This window comes from Streptomyces sp. NPDC002868 (assembly GCF_055563295.1).
The window spans coordinates 168,992-187,317 of sequence record NZ_JBVHDR010000010.1 but is presented as its reverse complement, the minus strand read 5'-3'; the positions used below and the strand labels follow the sequence as shown (position 1 = coordinate 187,317).

The window sequence follows — 18,326 nt, the reverse complement described above, 5'->3', positions numbered from 1 at the left end:
CCAGGCACTGCCGACCCCGCCCACTGCCTTGCAGTGCGCGGGTCACCCGCGACCCCTAAGGCCGCTTGGGCGGTCAGGTGAGGTCGAACTCCCCGTCGCGGGCGTTAAGGACGAAGGCGCGCCACTCGGCCGGGGTGAAGATCAGCGACGGACTCTCCGGCCGTCCGCCGTTGCGCATCGCGATGAAACCCTCGACGAAGGCGATCTGGACGTCTCCCGTTCCCTGACTGCTGGACTGCCAGTCGGCGTTGCTGAGGTCGAGTTCCGGCTTGTCCCAGCCCGAAAACCTTTGCCTGGTGGTCGTGCTCTCGGCCACGTCCGTGCTCCTCCCGCATCGTCTCCGGGGCTCAGACTAGCGATCGTCTCCGGTTGCGGACAGGCCGCGGAACGAGGACCGCGACCTGTCCGCCGCCACATGCCGTACGGCGGACGGTCAGGTGGTGGGCGGCTCGGCGCCGACCAGCCACATGGAGAAGAACTGCGACCCGCCGCCGTAGGCGTGACCGAGTACTTTGCGGGCCCCTTCCACCTGGTGTTCGCCCGCCAGCCCGCGCACCTGGAGGGCGGCCTCGGCGAACCGGATCATGCCGGAGGCCCCGATGGGATTGGTGGACAGCACGCCGCCCGACGGGTTCACGGGCAGATCGCCGTCGAGTCCGGTGACGCCGGACTCGGTGAGCTTCCAGCCCTCCCCCTCGGCGGCGAAGCCAAGGTTCTCCAGCCACATCGGCTCGTACCAGGAGAACGGGACGTACATCTCCACCGCGTCGATCTCCCGGCGCGGATCGGCGATGCCGGCCTGCCGGTAGACGTCGGCGGCGCAGTCCTTGCCGGCCTGGGGCGAGACGAAGTCCTTGCCCGCGAACATCGTGGGCTCGCTGCGCATCGCGCCGCCGTGCATCCAGGCGGGCGGCCTCGGTGCACGGGCCGCGCCCGCGCGGCCGGTGAGGATCATCGCGCAGGCGCCGTCGGAGGAGGGGCAGGTCTCGGAGTAGCGGATCGGGTCCCACAGCATCGGGGACGCCTGGACCTTCTCCAGCGTGATGTCGTGCTCGTGGAGATGGGCGTACGGATTCTTCAGGGCGTTGCGGCGGTCCTTGTACGCGACGAGGGAGCCGACCGTGTCGGGCGCGCCGGTGCGGCGCATGTACGCCCGTATGTGCGGGGCGAAGAAACCGCCCGCGCCCGCGAGGAGGGGCTGCTGGAAGGGGATCGGCAGGGACAGGCCCCACATGGCGTTGGACTCGGACTGCTTCTCGAACGCGAGGGTGAGGACGGTGCTGTGCACGCGGGCAGCGACCAGGTTGGAGGCGACGAGCGCGGTGGAGCCGCCGACCGAGCCGGCGGTGTGGACGCGCAGCATCGGCTTGCCGACGGCGCCCAGCGCGTCGGCGAGATAGAGCTCCGGCATCATCAGGCCCTCGAAGAAGTCGGGTGCCTTGCCGATGACGACGGCGTCGATGTCCGACCAGGTCAGGTCCGCGTCCTGAAGAGCGCGCCGGGCGGCCTCACGGACCAGGCCCGCGATGGAGACGTCCCGGCGGGCGGCGACATGCTTGGTCTGACCGATGCCGACGACGGCCACGGGCTCCTTGCTCATGACTCTCCCTCGAGGACGGCGACCAGGTTCTGCTGGAGGCAGGGGCCGGAGGTGGCGTGGGCGAGCGCCCGGTCGGACTCGCTTCGGTGGATGCGGGCGGCGGCCTCGCCGAGCCGGATCAGGCCCGCAGCCATGACCGGGTTGGCGGCGAGCGCTCCGCCGGACGGGTTGACCCTCACCCTGTCGTCGAGCTTGAGGGCTGCGCGCAGGACGACTTCCTGCGCGCTGAAGGGGGCGTGCAGCTCGGCGGTGTCGACGGGCCTGTCGAAGGCTCCGGCGCGTTCGGCTGCTAGCCGGGTGGAGGGCGAGTCTGTGAGGTCGCGGACGCCGAGGCTGTGCGGTTCGATGCGGTGGTCCATGCCCCGGATCCAGGCGGGGCGGTCGCACAGTTCGCGGGCTCTGTCCCCGGCCGCGAGGATCACGGCGGCCGCGCCGTCGCCGATCGGCGGGCAGTCCCCGGTCCGCAGCGGCTGGACGAGGTAGTCGCCCGACGGAAGAGAACCCTTCAGTTGAGCGTGCGGGTTGTCCGATGCTGCCGCGCGGCTGCGGGCGGCGATCCTGGCGAGGGCGGGTTCGTCGGTGGCTCCCGCGTCGATCAGCGCCTGCGCCTGGAGTGCGGCGAGTGCGATGGAGTCGGGCCAGAGCGGGGCCACGTAGTACGGGTCGAGCTGGCGGGTCAGTACGTCGCGCACCTCGCCGGGCGAGGACTTTCCGTAGGCGTAGACGAGGGCGGTGTCGGCCTCGCCGGTGAGGATCTTGACCCAGGCCTCGTACAGCGCCCAGGCGCCGTCCATCTCGACATGGGACTCGGAGATCGGCGGCCAGGCGCCGACGCCGTCGAAGGCCATGGTGAAGGAGAAGGCACGTCCGGCGAGATAGTCGGTGGATCCCGAGCAGGTGAAGCCGATGTCACTGGTCTGCAGTCCGGTCCGGCGCAGCACCTCGTGCAGGACCGGCATCAGCATCTCGACTTCGGAGAGCTCGTCGGTGCGCCGCAGATGGTCGCTCTGCGCGAAGGCGACGATCGCCACGTCTCGGGTCACAGCAGCTCCTTGTACGTGTCGTAGTCGGCGTCGGGCTCGCCGGTGGGCCGGTAGTGGTCGGGGTGGCGGCCGCCTTCGGCCCAGACCGGTTCGACGCGCAGGCCCATCCGCACCTGGTCGTACGGGATGCCGCCGATGCGGGCGTGCAGGGCGAGGTCGGCGCCGTCGAGGGCGATGTGCGCGTAGACGTACGGCACTTCGATGTCGAGGTTCTTCGCCTTGATGTTGACGATGCAGTACGTGGTGACGGTGCCCCGCGGGCCGACCTCGACCTGTTCGTCGGTGGCGACGCCACAGGTGGGGCAGGCGCCACGGGGAGGCACGTACACCTTGCGGCAGGACGGGCAGCGCTCGCCGACGGTCCTGCGGTCGGCGAGGGCATTGATGTAGCCGGACTGGGCGCGGCCGGGCGAGTAGGTGTAGTCGAGCCGGGCGGGGGTGACGATGCCGGTCACGGCGTCGGCGAACTCGCCGCTGTGGCTGGTGACGTGGGCGGCGGGCTCACTGTCGTACGGCTCGAAGCAGGCGATGTCGGTGATCGCGCCGGCCCGCTCCTCGGCCCAGCGGATACGGACGCGCATGCCGCTGCGTACGGCGTCGGGCCCCGGCGCGTCGAGGACGTGCAGGAGGGAGGTGTCGGCCCCGTCGAGCTTGACCAGCACCCACGCGAAGGGGGTGGCGAGTGGCTGGTCACGCCGCGGGGCGGGGTTCCAGGCCCAGGTGGTGACGGTCCCGGTGACGCCGACCTCTACGAGGTCGCGGATCTCCTCGGCGGTGGCCGGGTCGTACTCGACGGGCGGCACGAGCACTGCGCCGTCACTGCCCTTCACACCGAGGACTGTGCGCTCGCGCAGGCCGGTGAGGAAGGCGGACTGGACGGGCCCGAGGGAGCGGGTGAAGGGGAACTCGACGACGAGCGGGGCGCGCAGCGTCTGGGGTGCGGGGGCGGCGGCTGTCATGGGCGGGGCCCTTTCTTGTGGGGGTCGGCGAGGGTGCGGGCGGCAGTACCGCTGCGCGGGGCGTTCCCGTAACTGGGGCTCCGCCCCAGACCCCGCGCCTCAAACTCCCCCAGACTTCGTCCGGGGGGACCCCCACGGGGCTTGAATTTCCCGCCGGTCGGCCTGTTCTTCAGGCCGACCGGCGGAATTCAAGCCCGTCCGGCGTTTGAGGACACGGCCGAAGGCCGTACTGGGGGTCCCCCACGCCCGCAGGGCGTAGGGGGCGGGTTTGGGGGCCTGCCCCCAGTTACGGGAAGGGGCGGGGTGGGGAAAACTCAGGCTCGGCGGTACCGCGGGGCGCGTTTCTCCGCGAACGCCCGCGCCCCCTCCTTCGCGTCGGCCGTATCGAAGACCGGCCAGCCACGCTCGAGCTCCGCGGCCAAGCCCTCCGTCTCGGTCAGCTCCGCCGTCTCGTACACCGACGCCTTCACCGCCTCGACCGCGAGCGGCCCGCAGGCGTTGATCTGCTCGGCGATGGCGAGTGCCTTCTCCAGCGCAGTTCCGTCGGGCACGACGTGGCCGATGAGCCCGATCCGTTCGGCCTCTTCCGCGCTGTACGGCCGACCGGTCAGCAGCATCTCCAGGGCGTGCGTACGCGGGATCTGGCGCTGCAGCCTTACCGTCGAGCCGCCTATCGGGAAGAGTCCGCGCTTGACCTCGAACAGGCCGAACGTGGCGCTCTCGCCCGCGACCCGGATGTCGGTGCCTTGCAGGATCTCGGTACCGCCGGCCACGCAGTACCCCTCGACCGCGGCGATCACCGGCTTGCGGGGCCGGTGGTGGCGCAGCATCGCCTTCCAGTGGAGGTCGGGGTCGGCTTTCAGCCGGTCCCTGTACTGCTCGCCCTCCATGCCCTTGCCCGCCAGGGCCTTGAGGTCCATGCCGGCGCAGAAGCCGCCGCCCGCTCCGGTCAGCACGATCGAGCGGATCGCATCGTCCTCGTCGGCCTCGATCCAGCCGTCGTACAGGCCGACCAGCATCGGCAGCGAGAGCGCGTTCTTGGCCTCCGGCCTGTTCAAAGTGAGTACCAGTGTGGCGCCTTCGCGCTGCACGGTGAGGTGTTCCGTCCCACCCATTGCCGTCCTCCCGTCTCAAGACCTAGAACAGGTTGCAGTAGGCGGGAGCGCAGTTCAATAGTTTTCTGACAGACAGTCAGATTTCTTCGCCGTCCCCCCTTCCCACTTGTGCCCGGCGGCGCTCTAATGACCGCCGAGCCGAAGTTCGCCGGGGTCAGGAGGAGCGGTGGAGTACAACCTTGCCGACCTGTTCGAGTCGGTCGTCGACGTGGTCCCCGACCGCGAGGCGCTTGTGTACATCGACCATCCCGGCACGGGCGCGGAGCGCCGGCTCACCTACGCGGAACTGGACGCCGCGGCCAACCGCGTCGCGCACCACCTCATCGACGCCGGCATCCGCCCTGGCGAGCATCTCGGCCTGCACCTCTACAACGGCATCGAGTACCTCCAGACCGTCCTCGGCTGCCTCAAGGCCCGCGTCGTGCCCGTCAACGTCAACTACCGCTATGTGGAGGAGGAACTGGTCTACCTCTTCCGCGACGCGGACCTCGTGGCCCTCGTTTTCGACGCAGAGTTCACGGAGCGCGTCGCGGCCGCGCTGCCGAAGACCGAGAAGCTGCGCCATCTGGTGCGCGTGGGTACGCCCCCGGACGGCGCGCCGCCGCTTGCCGCCGTCCCCTTCGCGCGGGCGGAGGCGGCCGCGTCGCCGGAGCGGGGCTTCGGGGCGCGCTCCGGCGACGACCAGTTCATCATCTACACCGGCGGCACCACGGGCATGCCCAAGGGTGTGATGTGGCGGCAGGAGGACCTGTTCTTCTCCGGGCTCGGCGGCGGCGCGCCGACCGGAGAGCCGGTCGGTTCGCCCGAGGAGCTCGCCGAGCGGGTGGCCGCGGGCGGCGAAGGCATCACCTTCTTCCCCACTCCCCCGCTGATGCACGGCACATCGACGCTGACCGCGTTCATCGGGTTCAACTTCGGCCAGCGGATCGTCGTCCACCGCAAGTTCGTGCCGGAAGAGGTGCTCCGTACGATCGAGAAGGAGAAGGTCACCAGCGTGTCGCTGGTCGGCGACGCGATGCTGCGCCCGCTCATCGACGCGCTGTCCGGGCCGATGAAGGGGACCGACTGCTCCTCGATGTTCAGCGTCTCCAGCTCCGGCGCGATCATGTCGGAGACGGTGCGCGCCCAGTTCACGGCGCTCGTGCCGAATGTGATGCTGCTGAACAACTTCGGCTCGTCGGAGTCCGGTTTCAACGGCACGGCGACCGACGACTCCGGCCCGGAGAAGGGCTTCAGGCTGCGGGTCAACGCCCGTACGGCGGTGGTCGACCCGCTGACGTACGAGCCGGTGAAGACTGGCGAGCCCGGCCGGATCGCCCAGCGCGGGCACGTGCCCCTCGGCTACTACAACGACCCGAAGAAGACCGCCGAGACCTTCTTCAGGCGCGGCGACGAGCGGTGGGTGCTGCTCGGAGACATGGCCACAGTCGACGAGGAGGGCATCGTCACTGTCCTCGGACGCGGCTCGCAGTGCATCAACACCGGCGGCGAGAAGGTGTATCCGGAGGAGGTCGAACAGGCGCTCAAGTCCCATCCGGACGTGTACGACGCGCTGGTCGCCGGTGTGCCGGACAGTAAGTGGGGCAACCATGTGGCAGCCGTGGTGCAGGTGCGCAAGGGCGCGCTCCCACCGACGCTGGACGACATCCAGTCGCACTGCCGCACCCGGCTGGCCGGCTACAAGATCCCGCGGCAGCTGGTGATCGCGCCGGAGATCCAGCGGTCGCCGAGCGGCAAGGCGGACTACCGCTGGGCGCGGACGGTCGCGGTGGAGTCGGCCGCGCAATGACCTTCCGGCCCGTTGTCGCGCGCCCGGGCTCTCGGACGCGCGAAGCCCCGGGTCAGTCGGCGCAGACGGACCGCAGAGAGCGGGCCAGCGCCACCGTGTGGAGCGCGTCGAGCTGCCGCTCGTGCCGTACGTGTGCTGCCGAGGCGATCAGCAGGCCGTCGCAGTACGGAGCCGGTCGGGCCGAGGCGGAATCGGCGATGCCGTGGACGAGAGCGGCATTGATCCGGTTGATCTCCTTGCGTACCTCCGCGAGGTCGGGCCGTTCCGTCGGCGCCTGCGAAGGGGCTGCGTCCCAGCTGCGGAACAGGGCGCGCTGGACGAGCTTGCTGGCCTCGATCTGGTCACGGAAGATCCGTACCGTCGCTTCGGGATCCGCACCCAGATCGCGGGCCTGCTGCGCCACGCTGTCGAGGACCTGCTTCTCCCGGGCCGGGTCATCGATGGGACTGCCTGTGCCGTATTTGGCCGCGGCGACCAGGTCGGCGGTGGCCACCCGCTGGGCGGAGAGATCGGCAATGGTGTGGACGCCGGAGCACGGGCCGCTCCGCACGTCGGCCACGGCGACGGCAGCCTGCTGCGGTACGGCCGGGCCGGCGGAGGCGGTGCCCGCTCCGGTGAACAGGAGTGTCGCGGCGGCGCCTGTGGTCAGCAAACGCCTTACGGATGAGCTCAGTTGCACGAGTTCCCCTTCTCGGGCCGACGGATCGACGTTGATCGTACGCGGCGGGGGGCCCGGCAGAGAACGGGTCCTCATCAGGCATTGACCTCAGCGGTTGGCCTCACTCCTCGCCGTTGGTCCGGCTGACGATGCGCTCGCCGTTGAAGATGCCGAGCTGCTCCCGGAACAGCTCCAGCGGCACGCCGTTGGGGTCGCGGATGTACAGGCTGTCCTCAACACCCCGGTCCGGTCCGAGATAGTCGGCGCCCGCCTCGTCCAGCGCCTTGCGGGCCGCGTCGAACTCCGCCGCCCCCACCGACAGCGCGAGGTGCTGCACCCCGCCGATCGTTTCGGTGATGGGCGGGTGTTCGTGGCCGGGGAAGTCGAAGAAGCCCAGCAGATTGCCGTGGCCGATGTCGAAGAAGAAGTGGGTCGAGCCGCGGTAGTCGCGGTTCTCCACGATCTCGACCAGCGGGAAGCCCAGGAACTCCTGGTAGAAGCGAATGGTCTCCTCGACGTCACGGCAGATGAAGGCCACATGGTGGATGCCCCGGGCGGTGGTCGGGGGGCGGTCGGACATCGGGCGCAGATGGCGCTGGCGCAGCTCCTCCCTGCGGGCGAGGACGGCGTCGAGTTCGGCTCCCTCGGGCTGAGGCATCGCGGACTCCTTCTCGGAGGTTGTTTGCGGGTTTCAACTACTATCCCGCATCCTCTCCCCTCACCAGCGGCTCACCGCGACAGGAACCCGATAACCGCCCGTACGCACCAGTCCGGATCGTCGAGCCAGGGGAAGTGACCGCCACCCGGCTGTACGACGACCTCGCCGTCCGGGAACAGCGCGGCCAGCTCACCGGCCCGCTCCGGTGTCGGTACGCCGTCGAGCTCGCCCGCCATCACCAGCACCGCCGCTTCCAGCTCGGTCAGCGCGGCCCGGGTCGCGGGCGGGTCGAAAGCCCCTCCGAGCCGTAGCGGGCGGCCGCTTCGGGGTTGAACTGCCCATCGCCCGACGCGGCATGCGCCCTAGCCGCCGCGTCCCACCGCCCGTAGAAGAACGGCTCGAAGGAGCCGTTCGGCTTGCCTCCGCCGAGCGCGGCGCCGAGGGCGGCGTACGCCTCTTCGAACCACGGCTCGTCACGGCGCAGCAGTGCCGCCGCACGGCGCTGCTCCGGCGTCGCCTGGAGCCCCACCGCCCAGGCATTGGGCGTGAGCAGCGCCGGCCGGCCGATCCGCTCGGGGTACTGGGCCGCGTACAGCAGCGCCAGGTTTCCACTGGCCGAGTGCGCCGGCACGTCCATGCGCGCGAGGCCGAGGTGCTCGCTCAGCGCCTCGACGTCGGCGACCTGCCGGTCGCAGCGGTACGTCGCGGGGTCGGCAGGTACCGCGGAGTCCCCGGTTCCGCGCAGATCCAGCAGCACCAGCTGCCGGTGCGTGGCCAGGCCGCCCGGGTCACCGTAGTAGTAGGAGGAGGCCCGCATGGGGCCGCCGGGCAGGCAGATCAGCGGCTCGCCGTACCCCTTCAGGTGAGAGCACTGTCCCGTCGTGCGCAGAGAACTTCGGCATGCGGCGATCTTCACCGGGGACCGACATTCGCAGCAATGGACTCACGCCCAGAGCGCACGTGAACGGATGGGAGCAGTTTCTGGGAATCAACCCCTTGCCAGGAGACGGGACGGGCTGGATTACTGATCCCGGAACAGCACGACCGAATGATCGGTCGTCCGGTTTGGGACGGGAGTTTCCGTATGACGGACCTGCTGGACGCGGCGGAGCGGCTCAGCCGCGAGGAGCTCGAGGCGCTGCAGCTGGAGCGGCTGCGGGCGACCTTGCGCCACGCGTACGAGAATGTCGGCTTCTACCGGCAGTCGTTCGACAAGGTGGGGCTGCGCCCCGAGGACTGCCGCACGCTCGCCGATCTCGGCCGCTTCCCCTTCACCGCCAAGACCGATCTGCGCGACAACTATCCGTTCGGGATGTTCGCGGTGGAGCAGTCCGAGGTGCGGCGGATCCATGCCTCCAGCGGGACCACGGGCCGTCCCACCGTCGTCGGCTACACCGAGCGCGATCTGGACACCTGGGCCGACGTGGTGGCCCGTTCGATCCGCGCGGCGGGCGGGCGGCCCGGCCACAAGGTCCATGTGGCTTACGGATACGGGCTGTTCACGGGCGGTCTCGGCGCCCACTACGGCGCGGAACGGCTGGGCTGCACGGTCATCCCCGCCTCCGGCGGCATGACCGCCCGCCAGGTGCAGCTCATCCAGGACTTCCGCCCCGACATCATCATGGTCACCCCCTCGTACATGCTCACGCTGCTGGACGAGTTCGAACGGCACGGGGTCGATCCCCGTACCACCTCCCTCAAGGTCGGCATCTTCGGCGCGGAGCCGTGGACCGAAGAGATGCGGCGCGAGATCGAGGAGCGGTTCGCGATCGACGCCGTCGACATATACGGGTTGTCCGAGGTCATCGGCCCCGGCGTGGCGCAGGAGTGTGTGGAGACCAAGGACGGGCTGCACATCTGGGAGGACCACTTCTATCCGGAGGTCGTCGATCCGTTCACCGGCGAGGTGCTGCCGGACGGCGAGCACGGCGAGCTGGTCTTCACCTCGCTCACCAAGGCGGCCATGCCCGTGATCCGTTACCGGACCCGGGACTTGACGCGGCTGCTGCCGGGCACGGCCCGGGTGTTCCGGCGGATGGAGAAGGTGACCGGGCGCAGCGACGACATGGTGATCCTGCGCGGGGTCAATCTCTTCCCGACCCAGATCGAGGAGATCGTGCTGCGTACGCCGCATGTCGCTCCGCACTTCCAGCTGCGGCTTACCCGCGAGGGCCGTCTCGACGCGCTCACCGTACGGGCGGAGGCGCGCGCGGATGCGACGTCCGAGCAGCGGGATGCCGCCGCGCGGGCGATGGCGACCGCGGTGAAGGACGGCATCGGGGTGTCCGTCACGGTCGAGGTGGTGGACCCCGAGACGCTGGAGCGGTCGGTGGGCAAGATCAAAAGGATCGTGGACCTCAGGACGAAGTGAAGCGGTCCCTCAGCTCGCGCTTGAGGATCTTCCCGCTGGCGTTGCGCGGCAGCTCGTCCACGAACAGGACCTTTTTCGGGGCCTTGAAGTGCGCGAGCTTCTCGCGCGCGTGGTTGATGAGTTCGGCCTCGCTGACCTCCCCGCGTGCCACCACGACAGCGGTGACCGCCTCGATCCAGCGGTCGTCCGGCAGTCCGACGACGGCGGTCTCGGCGACGGCGGGATGGGTGTAGAGGGCGTCCTCGACCTGTCGTGAAGCGACCAGAACTCCCCCGGAGTTGATGACGTCCTTCACCCGGTCGACGACGGTGTAGTACCCGTCGGCGTCGCGGACCACCAGGTCTCCGGAGTGGAACCAGCCGTCGCGGAAAGCTTCCTTCGTCTCCTCCGGCTTGTCCCAGTAGCCGTCGCACAACTGCGGTGACCGGTACACGACTTCGCCCGCGGTCCCGTCCGGGACTTCTTCCCCGTTCTCGTCGACCACCTTGGCCTCGACATGCCGCACCGGCCTTCCGCAGGAGTCCATCCGGCCGTCGTGCTCGTCGGGTCCCAGCACGGTCGCGAGAGGGCCGATCTCGCTCTGCCCGAAGCAGTTGTAGAACCCCAGACCAGGCAGCCGCTCACGGAGCCTTTCGAGCACGGGCACCGGCATGATGGAGGCGCCGTAGTACGCCTTGCGCAGCGCGCTCAGGTCGCGGGTGGCGAACTCGGGGTGGTTCGCGAGACCGATCCACACGGTCGGCGGGGCGAAGAGGCTGTCGGCGCGGCCCGCCTCGACCAGGTCGAAGACCGTCACCGCGTCGGGCGCGTCGATGATGGTGTTCTCCGCGCCCACCGCCAGATACGGCAGCAGGAACACATGCATCTGGGCGGAGTGGTAGAGCGGCAGCGAGTGGACGGGCCGGTCGGTCTGCCGGAGGTCGAGGGCTTCGATGGCGCTGTCGTACTCGTGTGCCAGCGCCCGGTGCGTCATCATCGCGCCCTTGGGCAGCGCGGTGGTGCCGGAGGTGTAGAGCAGCTGCACCAGGTCGCGGGCGTCCCGGTCGGTGTCGTACGACTGGGGAGTGCCCAGCGCCGCGAGCAGGGAGTCGTCGGCGTCGCGCAGGGTCCGTACTGCCATGTCGTCGGGAATGTGCGGCACGAGATCCGGGTCGGCCAGCACCAGCGAACTCCCCGACTGGCGAAGGATGTACGCGAGGTCGTCGCCGGTGAGGTTGTGGTTCACGGGTACGTGCACAAGACCGGCGCGGGAACACGCCAGGAAGGCGATCAGATAGGCGTCGGAGTTGTGACCGTAGGCGGCGACGCGGTCGTACTGGCGCAGTCCATGGCCCGTCAGGACCGCGGCGGCGGTGGACACCGCGGCGTCCAGTTCGGCATACGTCCAGGACCGGTCGCGGTACCGCACGGCGGTGCCGTCGGGGGTGCGCCGGGCGCTGCGCCGCACGATGCCGTCGACTGTGCTGCTGCGTACACCTGTCATGGCGCGATCCTGGGCGGCGCCGAACCGACGGTCAAGACCTCGGATACCCAACGGGATGTTGACACCGTCAGCCCCGGCTGAGTGCGTGGACCAACCGGCTTTCACCGTAGTCCCGTTGGGAGGCACGTTGCTCTTCAGCACCCGCCTGAGACGGCTCGGTCTCACCGGCGTCGCCCTGTTGACCGCGGCGCCCGCGCTGCCTCCCGCCGCAGCGGCTGACAGCCGCGACCGCCATTCGTCCGGCGGTGGCGGTCTGTCCGCCGTCATCCGCTACACCGAACATGGCGGCGAGGTGCTGCGCCAACGGGGTCGAGGTGCGGCGGGCGGCATCCGTCGAGCCGGGTCCCGCTCCCGCCGGGGTGCCGCTGCTCCACTCCGGGGCTCACACGGCGCGCTCACGCCCCTCCCAGTAGGGCTCGCGCAGCCGTCGCTTGTAGAGCTTGCCGTTCGGGTCGCGCGGCATGACCTCGATGAAGTCCACCGTCTTGGGGCGCTTGTAGCCCGCCAGTCGGCGCTCGCAGTGGGCGAGGATCTCGGCCGCCAGCGCAGCCCCCGGTTCGTGTCCCTCGGCCGGCTCGACGACCGCCTTGACCTCCTCCCCCCAGTCCGCGTGCGGAATGCCGAAGGCGGCCGCGTCGGCGACGGCGGGATGGGTGAGCAGGGCGGACTCGATCTCGGCGGGGTAGATGTTGACGCCACCCGAGATGATCATGTCGATCTTGCGGTCGCGGAGGAAGAGATAGCCGTCCTCGTCGAGGATCCCGAGGTCGCCGACGGTGAAGAAGTCTCCGATGCGGTTCTTCTTCGTCTTGGACTCGTCCTTGTGGTAGCTGAAGCCACCGGTGCTCATCTTCATATAGACGGTGCCCAGCTCGCCGGGCGGGAGCCTGTTGCCGTCGTCGTCGAAGACAGCGAGTTCGCTGATCGGCCAGGCCTTGCCGACGGTGCCGGGCTTCTTCAGCCAGTCCTCGGCGGTCGCGAATGCGCCGCCGCCCTCGCTCGCCGCGTAGTACTCCTCGACGCAGCTCCCCCACCAGTCGATCATCGCCCGCTTCACATGGTCGGGGCAGGGGGCAGCGCCATGGATGGCATGCCGCATGGATGAGACGTCGTACCGCTCCTTCACAGCGTCGGGCAGCGCGAGCAGCCGGTGGAACTGTGTCGGCACCATGTGCGTGTGTGTGCAGGCGTACGCGTCGATGAGGCGCAGCATCTCCACCGGCGTCCACTTGTCCATCAGGACCAGCGGGTGCCCGATGTGCAGGGCGGCGCCCGCGAATTGGAGTACGGCGGTGTGGTAGAGCGGCGAGCACACCAGATGGACGTTGTCGTCGAACGGCTTGATGCCGAAGATGCCGAGGAAGCCGCCGAGGTGGGCCTCCTCGGGGAGCTTGCCGGTCAGCGGGCGGCGGATGCCGCGCGGCCGGCCGGTGGTGCCCGAGGTGTAGTTCATGACCCAGCCGAGCGACCGGTCTGCGGGCACCGACTCCGGCTGTCCGTCGAGGAGTTCGGCATACGGGCGAAAGCCAGGGACACTGCCCACGGCATAGCGGTGCCCGGCGGGCAGCCTGGCCTCGTCGGCGGCCGCGGTCGCCGCTTCGGCGAACCGCTCGTGCGCGATCAGCACCTTGGCGCCCGAGTCGGCGACGATCCACGCGATCTCGGGGCCGACGAGGTGGTGGTTGACGGGGACGAGATAGAGACCGGCCTGGGAGGCGGCGAGGTAGGCGGTGAGGAACTCGACGCCGTTGGGCAGGACGACGGCGAACGTGTCGCCCTTTTCCAGACCGGCCGCCCGCAGGCCGTGAACGAGCCCGTTCACCACGGCGTGCAGCCGTCCGGCGGTCCACTGCTCGCCGTCCGGGGCGATCAGGATCGTACGGTCCGGGTCCGCGGCCGCCTGTGCCCAGAACCCTCCCCCAGACTCCGTCCGGGGGGACCCCCACGGCCGTTCGGTCATGACCGGCTCCTTCCGGCGATGCGGTTGATTCGGTCCACGGCCCGCTCGAAACCGCGGGTCAGCTCGTCGAAGGCGTCCTGCACGCTGCGCTCGGAGTTCATCCGGCCGACGATCTGGCCGACGGGTGTGCCGAGCAGCGGGCCCACTTCGTACTTCTGGATCCGGGAGACGGCGTCGGCGACGAGTAGTCCCTGGAGCGGCATGGGAAGGGTGCCTGGTCCGTTCGGGTCGTCCCAGGCATCGGTCCACTCGGTACGCAGCTGGCGGGCGGGTTTGCCGGTCAGGGCGCGGGAGCGGACGGTGTCGCCGGAGCCGGCGGCGAGGAGTTTGGCGGTGAGCGCGCGGGAGTGGAGGTCGGCCTCGTGGGTGGTGAGCCAGAGGGATCCGAGCCAGGCGCCCTGCGCGCCGAGGGCGAGTGCGGCGGCGATCTGCTCGCCGCTGCCGATGCCGCCGGCGGCGAGTACGGGCAGGGGGTTCACGGCATCGACGACTTCGGGCGTGAGCACCATGGAGGCGATCTCACCGGTGTGGCCACCCGCTTCGTAGCCCTGCGCGACGACGATGTCGATGCCGGCTTCGGCGTGGCGCCTGGCGTGTTTGGCGCTTCCGGCGAGGGCAGCGACGAGGACGCCGTGGTCGTGGGCGCGCTGGACGACGTCCACGGGCGGGGAGCCGAGGGCGTTGGCGAGCAGTTTGATCGGATAGCCGAAGGCGACGTCGAGCTGGTTGCGGGCGACCTGCTCCATCCAGCCGGTGATGCGCCAGCCGGAGGCCTCACCCTCGGGGAGGTCGGGAACGCCGTGTTTGGCGAGGGTTTCCCTGACGAACTGCCGATGCCCTTCGGGGATCATCGCCTCGACGTCGGCCTCGGTCACGCCCTCGACCTTCTTGGCGGGCATGACGACATCGAGGCCGTACGGCTTGCCTCCGGTGTGCTCCTGCATCCAGTCCAGGTCTTGTTTGAGCTCGTCGGGCGCGGTGTAGCGGACCGCGCCGAGCACCCCGAATCCGCCGGCCCGGGTGATGGCGGCGGCCACCGCCGGGAACGGCGTGAAGCCGAAGATGGCGTGCTCGATCCCCAGTTTCCTGCTCAGCTCCGTCTCCATGGGCGGCAGGATGCCGCAGCCCGGCGGACGAGGGAAGAGATTTTCTGATGCAGTGTCAGATTATTTGGGGTGGTTGACAGCACCCGGGCCCGGCAAGAAAGTTTCACTGCCGTGTCAGATCCCGAAAGATACTTTCAGGAAAGGGTTCCGGATGACAGAGGACTCAGCGGGCAGAGGGATCAGCCGCCGGAGGCTGGGCAGCGGAGTACTGGCGCTGGGCGGGGCGCTCGCGCTGGCGCCCATTCCCTTCGCGGAGGCGGCGTCGGGCTCGGGTTCGCGAGCAGGTTCAGCTTCGGGGTCGGGCAGCGGATCCGGGCTGCCGACTCTGCGGCGCGGTTCCGCCGAGCGGGCCGGGCTGCTCCCCGGTCATCTGGACCAACTCGTCACCGACGCGGAGAGGTTCCTCGCCCCCTCCCCCAAACACCCGTGGTACGCGGGAGCTGTGCTGCTCGCGGGGCGAGGCGGCACCGTGGCGCTGCACCGGCCCATCGGCAAGGCCGTGCGCTACATGGCGTACGACGAGAAGACCGACACGGGCGTGGAGTTCCCGGCCGACCGGCAGATCCCGATGGCCGAGGACACCGTCTTCGATCTGGCATCGGTCTCCAAGCTGTTCACCTCGATCCTCGCCGTGCAGCAGATCGAGCGGGGCACGCTGGAGCTTCAGGCCACCGTCGCCTCCTACCTCCCGGACTTCGGGGGCGCGGGCAAGCAGGACATCACCGTGCGCCAGCTGCTGACCCACACTTCCGGGTTTCGCGCCTGGATTCCGCTGTACAAGGAGCCGACGCGGGAGGGGAAGCTCCGGCTGCTGTGGAACGAGGCGCCGGCCAGCACTCCCGGCACCAAGTACCTCTACTCCGACCTCAATCTGATCTCGCTGCAGCTGATCCTGGAGGAGATCACCGGTCGCTCTCTGGATGTGCTGCTCCAGAGCGAGATCACTGCTCCGCTCGGGATGCACCGCACTCTCTTCAACCCGCCCGCCTCCTGGAAGCCGAAGATCGCCGCCACCGAGGACGCCCGGCTGCCCTGGTCGGGCCTGGACCGCGGACTGGTCTGGGGTGAGGTGCACGACGAGAATGCATACAGCTTCGGCGGCGTCGCGGGCCACGCCGGTGTCTTCTCCTGCGCCTGGGACCTCGCGATCCTCGCCCGTACCCTCCTCAACGGCGGTGTCTACGGACGGTCCCGCATCCTGCGCCCGGCGTCAGTGGAACTGATGTTCACCGACTTCAACACCGCCTTCCCCGGCGACGAACACGGCCTCGGCTTCGAGCTCTACCAGCACTGGTACATGGGCGCGATGGCCACACCCCGCACCGCGGGCCACACCGGATTCACCGGCACCAGTCTGGTCCTCGCCCCGAGCACCGACTCGTTTCTGATCGTGCTCGGCAACTCCGTCCACCCGGTGCGCAGTTGGCGCTCCGGAAGCGCCCCGCGCGTCGCCGCCGCCAACAACATGGCCCGCGCGGTCCCCGTCCGGCCCGCGCGCGGACGGACCGCCTGGTTCTCCGGCATGGCCGGCTCCACATCCGCCACGCTCACCCTGCCCGCGCTCGCACTCGCCTCGGAGCAGGCGCGGCTGCGGTGCCGGCTGTGGTGGGACACCGAACCGGGTTCGGACGCCGTGTTCCTTGAGGCGTCGGCGGACGACGGGGCGACCTGGAGGGCGGTGCCGTTCACCACCGTACGGGGGCAGGCTGAGCCGCAGCCGCACCCGGCGGGGTCGGTGACCGGCTGGTCCGGGCGTGTCTGGCAGCTGCTGACCGCCGATCTCTCGGCGTGGTGCGGCGCGAAGGTGCGGCTGCGCTGGCGGTATGCGACCGACCAGCTCTATGTGGGCCGCGGGGTGTACGTGGACGGCCTGCGGGTCGAAGACCGCGGACGTCCGGTCTTCGACGACGCCAGGCCCGGGGACGCCGCTCTGATCGAGGTCAACGGCTGGACGGCGTCCCGGGACTGACTCTCCGTCAGCGAGGGATCACCGGCCGAGCGCCGCCATCGCGGCGTTGTGTCCCGGCACCCCGCTGACCCCGCCGCCGCGGACGGCGCCCGCCCCGCACAGCAGCACATTGGCGTGCGCCGTCTCGACGCCCCACCGGCCCGTGGACTCGGTGGCGTAGGGGAAGGCGAGATCGCGGTGGAAGATATGGCCGCCGGGCAGCCGCAGCTCCCGTTCGAGATCGAGCGGCGTCTTCGCCTCGATGCAGGGCTCGCCGTGCTCGTCGAGCGCGAGACAGTCGGCGATCGGCTCGTCCAGATGGGCGTCCAGCTCGGCGAGGGTGGCGGCCAGCAGTTCGGTGCGCGCCGCGTCGTTGTCGGCGGCGAAGAGGCGGGCCGGGGTGTGCAGTCCGAAGAGGGTCAGCGTCTGGTAGCCCTGCGCCGCGAGCTCCGGACCGAGGATCGACGGGTCGGTCAGCGAGTGGCAGTAGATTTCGGACGGCGGCGCGCTGGGCAGCTTCCCCTCGGCGGCCTCCCGGTACGCGGTCGCCAACTGCCCGTATCCCTCGGAGACATGGAACGTCCCGGAGAACGCGTCGCGCGGGTCGACGGAGCGGTCGCGCAGCCGCGGCAGCCGGCGCAGCAGCATATTGACCTTGAGCTGGGCGCCCTCCGCGGGAGCTGGGGGCTCCTCGCCGAGCAGTGCGGCCAGTTCCTGGGGCGAGGCGTTCACCAGCACCTGACGGGCCGCGACCGTGCCCTCTGCGCCGTCCGAGCGGAAAGTGACCTCGGACCGCTCGCCGCCGGTCTCGATCCGGGTCGCCTCGTGCAGCACCACGATCTCCGCGCCCGCGTCCCGCGCGGCCGCCGCCAGTGCGTCGGTCAGCGCGCCCATGCCGCCCACCGGCACGTCCCAGTCCCCCGTGCCGCCGCCGATCACGTGGTACAGGAAGCACCGGTTCTGGATCAGCGACGGGTCATGGGCGTCGGCGAAGGTGCCGATCAGGGCGTCGGTCAGCACCACGCCGCGTACGAGATCGTCGGCGAACCGCTTCTCGACCGCGACGCCGATCGGCTCTTCGAAGAGCGTCCGCCAGGCCGTCTCTTCGTCGATGCGCGCGCGCAGCGCCTCACGGGTCGGCAGCGGTTCGGTGAGGGTGGGGAACACCCGCTCCGCGACCCGGCCGGTCATTGAGTAGAACTCCTGCCAGGAGGCGTACTCCCGCTCCCCGCCGGTGAGCCGGGCGAACGACTCCCGGGTTCGGTCCCCGCCGACGAGCAGGCCGCCGGCACCCTTCGGGGTGTACGAGGAGACAGTGCGTTTGCGGACCGCGAAGTTCAGCCCCAGCTCGCGCACGATCTTGTCGGGCAGCAGCGACACGAGGTAGGAGTAGCGCGAGAGCCGGGCGTCGACCCCGTCGAAGGGGCGGGTGGAGACGGCCGCTCCCCCGGTGTTTCCACGGCGCTCCAGGACGAGGACGGAACGTCCGGCGCGGGCGAGGTAGGCGGCGGCGACCAGGCCGTTGTGGCCGCCGCCGACGATCACGACGTCGTACGAAGTGTGTGCGGGCATGGCTCTTCGTAGCACGAGGTGATCGCGTAGGCCAGGGCGGCACTGCGTCCGGGGCGGCTGCCGC

The 18,326-nt window shown here is 70.1% G+C and carries 14 protein-coding genes and 1 pseudogene; 3 read left to right on the top strand and 12 right to left on the bottom strand.

What is annotated here, in order from left to right; all coding sequences use genetic code 11:
* Window positions 1-73: 73 nt before the first annotated feature.
* From ACZ3H8_RS27835 to ACZ3H8_RS27815, 5 genes are all read right to left on the bottom strand, one after another.
* Window positions 74-316 carry a DUF397 domain-containing protein gene (locus ACZ3H8_RS27835; RefSeq protein ID WP_307665273.1) on the bottom strand — a complete coding sequence of 81 codons (243 nt, stop codon included), beginning with the start codon at window positions 314-316 and terminating at the stop codon, window positions 74-76.
* Between the two features lie 117 nt (window positions 317-433).
* The gene (locus tag ACZ3H8_RS27830; protein ID WP_467406444.1) at window positions 434-1,600 is read right to left on the bottom strand and encodes a thiolase domain-containing protein; all 1,167 of its coding nucleotides are present in this window, start codon (window positions 1,598-1,600) and stop codon (window positions 434-436) included.
* Window positions 1,597-2,643 (bottom strand): thiolase domain-containing protein, encoded by a 1,047-nt coding sequence (locus ACZ3H8_RS27825; protein WP_467406442.1) that lies wholly within the window; start codon window positions 2,641-2,643, stop codon window positions 1,597-1,599. Before ACZ3H8_RS27825 ends, ACZ3H8_RS27830 begins: the two co-directional genes overlap by 4 nt.
* Window positions 2,640-3,602, bottom strand: a complete 963-nt coding sequence (locus ACZ3H8_RS27820; RefSeq protein ID WP_467406439.1) for a Zn-ribbon domain-containing OB-fold protein — start codon at window positions 3,600-3,602, stop codon at window positions 2,640-2,642. The genes ACZ3H8_RS27825 and ACZ3H8_RS27820 overlap by 4 nt, the downstream gene beginning before the upstream one ends.
* A gap of 314 nt (window positions 3,603-3,916) precedes the next feature.
* Window positions 3,917-4,717 carry a crotonase/enoyl-CoA hydratase family protein gene (locus ACZ3H8_RS27815; RefSeq protein WP_467406437.1) on the bottom strand — a complete coding sequence of 267 codons (801 nt, stop codon included), beginning with the start codon at window positions 4,715-4,717 and terminating at the stop codon, window positions 3,917-3,919.
* A gap of 166 nt (window positions 4,718-4,883) precedes the next feature.
* Here ACZ3H8_RS27815 and ACZ3H8_RS27810 point away from each other — a divergent pair, with 166 nt between their 5' ends.
* On the top strand, window positions 4,884-6,506 hold the full coding sequence (locus ACZ3H8_RS27810) for an acyl-CoA synthetase (protein WP_467406436.1): 1,623 nt from the start codon (window positions 4,884-4,886) through the stop codon (window positions 6,504-6,506).
* 52 nt (window positions 6,507-6,558) lie between these two features.
* Here the strand turns inward: ACZ3H8_RS27810 and ACZ3H8_RS27805 are convergent, their stop codons facing one another.
* From ACZ3H8_RS27805 to ACZ3H8_RS27795, 3 genes and pseudogenes are all read right to left on the bottom strand, one after another.
* Window positions 6,559-7,185, bottom strand: a complete 627-nt coding sequence (locus tag ACZ3H8_RS27805; RefSeq protein ID WP_467406433.1) for a chorismate mutase — start codon at window positions 7,183-7,185, stop codon at window positions 6,559-6,561.
* Window positions 7,186-7,285: 100 nt separating this feature from the next.
* Window positions 7,286-7,822 carry a VOC family protein gene (locus tag ACZ3H8_RS27800; protein WP_467406432.1) on the bottom strand — a complete coding sequence of 179 codons (537 nt, stop codon included), beginning with the start codon at window positions 7,820-7,822 and terminating at the stop codon, window positions 7,286-7,288.
* Between the two features lie 71 nt (window positions 7,823-7,893).
* Window positions 7,894-8,724, bottom strand: a pseudogene (locus ACZ3H8_RS27795) (alpha/beta fold hydrolase).
* 182 nt (window positions 8,725-8,906) lie between these two features.
* Between ACZ3H8_RS27795 and paaK the strand changes: the two are divergent.
* Window positions 8,907-10,193, top strand: coding sequence for a phenylacetate--CoA ligase PaaK (paaK, locus tag ACZ3H8_RS27790; RefSeq protein WP_467406431.1), 1,287 nt, complete (start codon window positions 8,907-8,909; stop codon window positions 10,191-10,193).
* On the opposite strand, the gene ACZ3H8_RS27785 is transcribed toward paaK, so the two are convergent.
* The 3 genes from ACZ3H8_RS27785 to ACZ3H8_RS27775 all read right to left on the bottom strand — a co-directional run bounded on the left by ACZ3H8_RS27785 (window position 10,180) and on the right by ACZ3H8_RS27775 (window position 14,742).
* Window positions 10,180-11,676, bottom strand: coding sequence for an acyl-CoA synthetase (locus tag ACZ3H8_RS27785; protein ID WP_467406428.1), 1,497 nt, complete (start codon window positions 11,674-11,676; stop codon window positions 10,180-10,182). The two genes, paaK and ACZ3H8_RS27785, sit on opposite strands and share 14 nt — an antisense overlap.
* Window positions 11,677-12,058: 382 nt before the next feature.
* Window positions 12,059-13,636: an acyl-CoA synthetase gene (locus tag ACZ3H8_RS27780; protein ID WP_467406427.1), complete on the bottom strand. Its 1,578-nt coding sequence runs from the start codon at window positions 13,634-13,636 to the stop codon at window positions 12,059-12,061.
* Window positions 13,633-14,742 (bottom strand): NAD(P)H-dependent flavin oxidoreductase, encoded by a 1,110-nt coding sequence (locus ACZ3H8_RS27775; protein WP_467406426.1) that lies wholly within the window; start codon window positions 14,740-14,742, stop codon window positions 13,633-13,635. The genes ACZ3H8_RS27780 and ACZ3H8_RS27775 overlap by 4 nt, the downstream gene beginning before the upstream one ends.
* Window positions 14,743-14,893: 151 nt before the next feature.
* Between ACZ3H8_RS27775 and ACZ3H8_RS27770 the strand changes: the two genes are divergently transcribed.
* Window positions 14,894-16,711 (top strand): serine hydrolase domain-containing protein, encoded by a 1,818-nt coding sequence (locus tag ACZ3H8_RS27770; protein WP_467406423.1) that lies wholly within the window; start codon window positions 14,894-14,896, stop codon window positions 16,709-16,711.
* Window positions 16,712-16,729: 18 nt separating this feature from the next.
* Here the strand turns inward: ACZ3H8_RS27770 and ACZ3H8_RS27765 are convergent, their stop codons facing one another.
* Complete coding sequence (locus ACZ3H8_RS27765; protein ID WP_467406422.1) at window positions 16,730-18,262, bottom strand: phytoene desaturase family protein; 1,533 nt, start codon at window positions 18,260-18,262, stop codon at window positions 16,730-16,732.
* Between the last annotated feature and the right edge of the window lie 64 nt (window positions 18,263-18,326).